Annotated in this window: 7 protein-coding genes; 1 reads left to right on the top strand and 6 read right to left on the bottom strand. The window is 65.1% G+C overall.

Annotated features, from left to right (window positions below; translation table 11 throughout):
* Window positions 1-12 precede the first annotated feature (12 nt).
* A complete protein-coding gene (locus N536_RS0135775; RefSeq protein WP_029114794.1) occupies window positions 13-1380 on the bottom strand; it encodes an IS30 family transposase in 1368 nt (455 codons plus the stop codon).
* Between the two features lie 99 nt (window positions 1381-1479).
* Window positions 1480-2451, bottom strand: coding sequence for an esterase family protein (locus tag N536_RS0135770; RefSeq protein WP_029117997.1), 972 nt, complete (start codon window positions 2449-2451; stop codon window positions 1480-1482).
* 144 nt (window positions 2452-2595) lie between these two features.
* Between N536_RS0135770 and N536_RS0135765 the strand changes: the two genes are divergently transcribed.
* On the top strand, window positions 2596-3387 hold the full coding sequence (locus tag N536_RS0135765) for an SDR family NAD(P)-dependent oxidoreductase (RefSeq protein WP_029117996.1): 792 nt from the start codon (window positions 2596-2598) through the stop codon (window positions 3385-3387).
* Here N536_RS0135765 and N536_RS0135760 read toward each other — a convergent pair.
* From N536_RS0135760 to N536_RS42760, 4 genes are all read right to left on the bottom strand, one after another.
* Window positions 3384-3695, bottom strand: a complete 312-nt coding sequence (locus tag N536_RS0135760) for a hypothetical protein (protein ID WP_029117995.1) — start codon at window positions 3693-3695, stop codon at window positions 3384-3386. The genes N536_RS0135765 and N536_RS0135760 overlap by 4 nt on opposite strands.
* Before the next feature lie 49 nt (window positions 3696-3744).
* Window positions 3745-4722 carry an HTTM domain-containing protein gene (locus N536_RS40505; RefSeq protein ID WP_051575020.1) on the bottom strand — a complete coding sequence of 326 codons (978 nt, stop codon included), beginning with the start codon at window positions 4720-4722 and terminating at the stop codon, window positions 3745-3747.
* Window positions 4719-5255, bottom strand: coding sequence for a hypothetical protein (locus tag N536_RS40500; RefSeq protein WP_051575019.1), 537 nt, complete (start codon window positions 5253-5255; stop codon window positions 4719-4721). The genes N536_RS40505 and N536_RS40500 overlap by 4 nt, the downstream gene beginning before the upstream one ends.
* A partial coding sequence (locus N536_RS42760; protein ID WP_036438884.1) for a hypothetical protein occupies window positions 5246-5463 on the bottom strand: 218 nt, incomplete at its 5' end. The genes N536_RS42760 and N536_RS40500, both read right to left, overlap by 10 nt.

Below are 5463 nucleotides of genomic sequence, written 5' to 3'. Positions count from 1 at the left end.
TGCGACTTGGATTCAAGTGGTGGCTGCAACGAATGTGGACGGATCTGAGAGTAGTCGGTCGAGTTCTTCGGCGGGGGTGCGCCAGTTGTGGCGTTTGCGGGGTCGGGCGTTGAGTTCGGCGGCGACCTGGTCGAGCCAGCCGGGGCCGTAGAAGGATAGGTCGGTGCCTTTGGGGAAGTACTGGCGCAGCAGTCCGTTGGTGTTCTCGTTGCTGCCGCGCTGCCAGGGGCTGTGGGGGTCGCAGAAGTAGATCGGCAGGCCGGTGGCCTTGGTGATCTTGGCGTGTGCTGCCATCTCGCCGCCTTGATCCCAGGTCAGTGAGCGGCGCAGGATTTCGGGGATTTCGGGGATTTTGGCCGACATGGCGTCGGCCGTGGTGGCTGCGGTGCGGTCCTCGGGTAGGTGCAGCAGCATCAGGAATCCGGTGGCCCGCTCGACTAGGGTTCCGATCTGAGATGCCTGGTTCTTGCCGATGATCAGGTCGCCTTCCCAGTGTCCGGGGATCGCGCGGTCATCGGCCTCCTTGGGCCGTTCACTGATGTTGATCATGTCTTTGAGGTGACCTTGGCCAGTTTCCTTGCGTCCCTGCGCCTTTCGTTGAGTGCGGCCGGTGCGTAGCGCGGTCTTGACCAGCCGAGCCAACTCCCCGCGCGGCTGGACGTACATGGTCTGATAGATCGTCTCGTGTGACACCCACATCTCCGGATCCTCGGGGAACTCCTCGCGCAGCCGGCCGGCGATCTGCTGGGGACTATGCCGCTGCTTCAAGCGTGCCACCACCTCGGCCAACAGCGCCGCAGTCGTGTCGAGTTTGCGCGGTTTGGGTCGCGTGAGGTTGGCCTCGGCGGCGTCTTGACTCACCCGTGCCCGGTATCCCGACACGGTCCGCCCACGGCCCATCTCGCGGCGAATCGTGTCCCTGTGGCGCCCCAACAACCCGGCGGCGTGCGCCGGCCGGTGCCCCGTCTCCAGCAGCTGCTCCAACCGGCAGCGCTCGATGAACGACATCGGCCCCCTTGGCGGTGACGGATCGGGCTCGATATCGGCAGGTGCAGGGGTTCTGGGCACATACCCAGCCTTGTTCACCCAATACTGGCCCGTGACCTCCGACACGCCGGCCAGCGCCGCCGCCTGCAACGGCGACGCGCCAGAATGCATTGCCTCCCAGAACGCGTCACGAACCGCTGCCGGATACCGAACACCCCGATGCTTGAAGTTCGCCGCCACCCCGGCCGCGTTCGCCCACTTGTTACCCGTGGAGTGACAGACCCCGGCCACTGTGGCAGCCGCCGACCGCGACAACCCCGACTTCAACGCGTCCAGGAAAACACCATGGGCAGACTCCGGTACCTGTTTGCAGCCCTGCTTGCGAAACGCCATCGAACAACACCTTCGAACTCGTTAGGTGTTGCAGCGACCACTTGAGTCTGAGCGAGTAACTACCTGCGTGAGTTCAATCTCGCGGCGTTCGGCCCAGGATCACGCCGTCGGGGTAGCGCCCAGCACCCGCTGGAGGTCCGACTTCATCGCCTGCAGCTGCGACCCCCAGTACGGCCAGTCGTGCGTGCCGTTGTCCGGGAAGTTGAAGACGGCGTTCTTGCCGCCCGCGGCGATGTAGTTGTCCTGGAAGGTGCGGTTGGTGCGGATGGTCAGGCCCTCGAGGAACTTGGCGGGCACGTTGTCCCCGCCGAGGTCGCTTGGCGTGCCGTTCCCGCAGTACACCCACAGGCGGGTGTTGTTGGCGACCAGCTTGTCCATGTTGACCATCGGGTCGTTGCGCTTCCAGGCGCTGTTCGGGTCTTCCGTCGGGCCCCACATGTCGTTGGCCTTGTAGCCGCCCGCGTCACCCATCGAAATGTTGATCAGGAACGGCCACGAGCCCTCGGAGGGATTCAGGAAGCCGGACAGCGATGCCGCGTACGGGAATTGGTCTGGGTGGTAGATGGCCAGGACCATCGATGCCGAACCGGCCATCGACAGCCCGACTGCGGCACTGCCGGTGGGCTTGACGTCGCGGTTGGCCTGCAGCCAGGCGGGCAACTCGGAGGTGAGGAACGTCTCCCACTTGTAGGTCTGGCAGCCGGCCTTGCCGCACGCCGGCTTGTACCAGTCGCTGTAGAAGCTGGACTGGCCGCCGACCGGCATGACGAGCGACAGCCCGGAGTTGTAGTACCACTCGAATGCCTGGGTGTTGATGTCCCAACCGTTGAAGTCGTCCTGTGCACGCAGGCCGTCGAGCAGGTAGACCGCAGGGGAATTCGGTCCGCCGCTCTGGAACTGGATGCGAATGTTGCGTCCCATCGCGGCGGAGGGAACGTCGAGGTACTCGACCGGCAGGCCCGGCCGCGAGAACGCCGCGGCGGTCGCGGAGCCGCCGAAGATCCCGACGAACGCGGGCAGCAACACCCCGATGACAGCAGCAATGAACAACCGGCGCACAAGGTCTCCCATCGTCGAAGTGGCGTCGCCGCGCCTCGTCGCGTGGCCGAAACAGCCTCATGAAAACGGTGACACAGTCTTCTGTCAAATTCCTGTCAGACCGGCGGTTCTCATGGGGCAGGAATAGTCCGAGCTCAACGGTGGTAGTACTGCGGCGTGAACATCGATCTGAACGGAAAGACCGCTCTCGTCACAGGTTCCACACAGGGCATCGGTTACGCGATCGCCGCCGGACTAGCCGGCAGCGGTGCCCGCGTCGCGGTGAACGGCCGCACCAAGGCGCGCGTCGACGAGGCCGTCGAACGTCTGCGCGAGGACACCTCCGCCGACGTGGTCGGCGTCGCGGTCGACGTCACCACCGCCGACGGCGTCGCCGAGTTGACCGACCAATTGCCCGACGTCGACATCCTGGTCAACAACCTCGGCATCTTCGGTGCCGTCCCCGCCCGCGAGATCACCGACGAGCAATGGCGGACGTACTTCGACGTCAACGTGCTCGCCGCCGCGCGACTGATCCGCACCTATCTGCCCGCCATGACCGAGCGCGGTTGGGGCAGGGTCGTCCAGATCGCCAGCGACTCGGCGATCGTGATTCCCGAGGAGATGATCCACTACGGGGTGTCGAAGACGGCGCTGCTGGCGCTGTCCCGCGGCTTCGCGAAGGACGCCGCGGGCACCGGGGTCACCGTGAACTCCGTCATCGCCGGGCCCACCCACACCGCGGGCGTCGAGGACTTCGTCTACGAGCTGGTCGACTCCTCCCTGCCGTGGGAGGAGGCGCAGCGCGAATTCATGCGCAAACACCGGCCACAATCGTTGCTACACAGGCTGATCGAGCCGGACGAGATCGCCAACATGGTCACCTATCTCAGCTCGCCACTGGCCTCGGCGACGACGGGCGCCGCCGTGCGCGTCGACGGCGGCTACGTCGACTCGATCGTCCCTTAACCGGCCAACATCGCCGAGCCGGGAATCGACAGGCTGACGAGCATCAACGTGAGCAGGAACCACCCCGCGCCCTGCCAGGCCGGCCACGCGCCCTGCGCCTTCCACACGCCGTAGGTCTTGACGAACGCCCCGAGCCCGCCGACGAACAGGATGACGGGCACCGCCGACGCGACGAAGACGGAGTCCTTGGAGGTGAACGCGTACAGGGCCAACACCACGCCGGCCGTCACCACGACTACCGCGACGTAGCGGACTGCCGCCCGAAACGTCGGCGGGTCATTCCACCGCTTCTCGACGTCGTTGGTCATGACTGCCGGGTTCCCCGTGGGATGGTGACGAAACGGTGGCCGCGGTTACCTACCTGGGCTCGTGGCTCGCGTCGGCGACAACCGGGCTCTCGTGTCGGTGAACGGTGGCGACGTCGACTCGATCGTGTCGTGAGACGCGATTCGTAGACGTCCAGCGTCTGGCCGTGGCCGGTAGGTCCCGTATCGCGGTCGGGGGGACGAAGGCCAGATACAGCACGAACATTGCGGGAGTGAAGAAACCCACGTTGATCGTCAGCGCGATCGTGGTGTGCATGACGATACCGCCGGCGAGAACCCACGGTCGAAACCCCTTGTTCCACACCAGGATTCCCAATGACAGTTCCATCGCGAGCGCGCTCCACGTGGCAATGTTGACGAACAGCGGGTCGGCACTGAACGCGTGCGGCGTCGGGACCAGCAGCATGTCGTAGAGGCGCAACGCGTACGACACGGCCGTCCCGTCCGACCAAGCGTGGCCCGACAGTTTGGCCCGCACTGACGACAGGTAGATGACCGACAACTGAAGCTGGAGGAGGCGAATGGCCCAGGGGGCTCGGATCTGCGTAGACCAGAACGAGCCGGTGCGGCGCCGCTGGTCCAATGACAGGGCGGTGCCGCATGGCGCCAGCATCAGGAACAAGGCCTCCGCCCTGATGACGACGTCACCCGAGTTGAACGCGGAGGGATTGCGGTACTGGAACGACAGCACGAGCACGAAGACGACGACGGAGGCGAGTCGACTGTGCCAACCGACGGTCATCGCGAGGCCGGCGACCAACAACACCGCCCAACCAACGAGTAGGGCCTGATCGCCGCTCCAAGTCTGAAAGAGTGTCCACCGGAACGGTTCTCGCAAGGCGGTAGATGCTACGCCCTCTGGACCGAACAGGTCGTGCAGTCCAGGAAGCAAGGTTGCCGTCCAGACCACGATCAGCGCGCCGAAGGCGATGCGGACGAGCCCGAGTGTGTATGCGCGGGTGGGGCGGAACCAGAATGCCCGCCAGCCGCGCAACGCGAGGGCGATCACGGCGGTCCGCCGAGTGAGCGCTCGTAGAGCGTCTCGACACTGGTGGTTGGAGCCGTCTGCTGTCCCGGGGCGACGAGGCCAATGGCGCGGAACACGACCTGGACGTGAACGGGGTGTTCGCCGGGTCGAGTCAGCTGGCGAACGACCCAGTCGGCCAGCCCTGCGCGGGTGGCAGGCAGGCGGATGACCTGTTCCTTGAACTTCTGCCAGTGGTACCAAAATAATGGCCCGCCAACATAATCGTCTCTGTCGAAGGTCCACAGACGATCGCTGCCGTCAGCCATCGTGACGTGTACTTCGACGATCTCAGTCCGCTGGATCGGATCCGGCGCGTACATCGACCACACTTGTTCGAGGCCAGTCGACGCCGCGAGCGGCGTCAACGTCGGAATCGCCGATCGCCGTATCTCCGAGTCGGGCAGATTCCAGACCACCGCGATGAGGACGATTGCGGTCACGGCCACGCTGATGACGACCTCGCCAAGGAACGAGGTCTCGAACCTCTTCGAAAGGTCGCGCTTCGTCAGAACCACCAGCTGCGGGCACTGCCGTCGTTGCGACGAATGCTGGGGGCGTTCTGACGGAAACCAAAGAGCAGGCCAAGGAATGACGCGAACAGACCACCAAGGAAAGTCACGGTGCTGTGCCACACGCTCGCGATGAATGTGCCGATGTTGGCGAGGATCCCTCCGGTCGAGACCTGACCGGAGGTGCCGGAAGTGCCGGAGGTTTGGCCGCTGG

Source organism: Mycobacterium sp. URHB0044 (genome assembly GCF_000620625.1).
In the GTDB taxonomy this organism is placed as follows: Bacteria; Actinomycetota; Actinomycetes; order Mycobacteriales; family Mycobacteriaceae; genus Mycobacterium.
This window is presented reverse-complemented; position numbering and strand designations above follow the sequence as displayed.

Excerpts from the sequence above, each read along its gene's own strand:
- N536_RS0135775 (WP_029114794.1), bottom strand. The coding sequence starts at position 1,380 with ATGGCGTTTCGCAAGCAGGGCTGCAAACAGGTACCGGAGTCTGCCCAT.
- N536_RS0135770 (WP_029117997.1), bottom strand. The coding sequence starts at position 2,451 with ATGGGAGACCTTGTGCGCCGGTTGTTCATTGCTGCTGTCATCGGGGTG.
- N536_RS0135760 (WP_029117995.1), bottom strand. The coding sequence starts at position 3,695 with ATGACCAACGACGTCGAGAAGCGGTGGAATGACCCGCCGACGTTTCGG.